A 563-nucleotide genomic window follows, 5' to 3' on the forward strand; every position below is an offset into this window, starting at 1 on the left:
TAGTCGCTCATCAATAGTGCTGCCGCATCACCTTCATCAATCAAGGTTTTTAATGCATCGCTATCCATACCACTTTGCTTAGCCAGCAAGAGCACATTATCAAGCAAGCCCACATCCAGATTATCGACAAAAAAACTTTTTTGCACTAACAGCATTAAATCAGCAGAGCGCTGAGGGCTATACGCTAGCTCACAAGCCTTGAGGACTAAGTGCGCATTCAAAGAGGATTTTGGCCGCACAGTCTTCCAGATTTCCGGGTTAACCGGCGCATTATCATAAGGAGCCGCAGCATCTTGCACATGACGACCGAAGCCTTCGTAGCCACCGCGCTCCCCCCATTGTTTTGCCATTCGCGTTTTCGTATCGCCGAAGAGGTTAATATAGTGTCGGCGCAGCAAAACCTGCTCCCCCCACTCTTCTTTCATTTCCTCAATTCGTCTTTGGGCAATCCACGCCCAGATACACAGAACATCACTAAAGTAATCGATTACCAAGGGCTCGTTATTGTTCACTTAACCTTCCTCTTTTAGCTCACATCATCAATTAAACCTTAACTATATTAG

General features: G+C 46.0%; 1 protein-coding gene. It reads right to left on the bottom strand.

What is annotated here, in order from left to right:
- Positions 1 to 512, bottom strand: a 512-nt coding sequence (locus tag A3761_RS07705) for a DsbA family protein (RefSeq protein ID WP_068750070.1), incomplete at its 3' end; no start/stop codon positions are given.
- Between the last annotated feature and the right edge of the window lie 51 nt (positions 513 to 563).

The sequence above is a fragment of the Oleiphilus sp. HI0123 genome (genome assembly GCF_001635315.1).